Genomic DNA, 336 nt, shown 5'->3' on the forward strand with positions numbered 1-336 from the left:
GTTCCTGTTTCTTTCATTACAACGCCATTGCCTTTATATTCTGCGCCGCATTCCTGTCTCGGTCATGTACCGTGAAACAAACCGGGCAAGTCCACATGCGGATGCTCAAGTTTTTCACCTCTGCATGCTTGTTTCCGCATACATGGCAAGTTTGGCTCGATGGGGCAAATGCGGGCGCCTCCTTGATTGTTCGGCCATACCACTTCGCCTTGTAATGCAACTGACGGCTCATTTCACCCCATGAGGCATCTGCAATATGTTTCGCGAGGTGGCTATTCTTCATCATATTGGTGATGCGCAAGTCTTCGATACAGATCGTTTGGTTTTCACGTATCC

General features: G+C 48.8%; 1 protein-coding gene. It reads right to left on the reverse strand.

What is annotated here, in order from left to right:
* Positions 1-16: 16 nt before the first annotated feature.
* Positions 17-336 (reverse strand): RNA-guided endonuclease TnpB family protein (locus PAT3040_RS25095; protein WP_146200543.1); only part of this gene is annotated, 320 nt, incomplete at its 5' end.

The organism is Paenibacillus agaridevorans (assembly GCF_003112455.1).
GTDB classification, from domain to species: Bacteria; Bacillota; Bacilli; order Paenibacillales; family Paenibacillaceae; genus Pristimantibacillus; species Pristimantibacillus agaridevorans.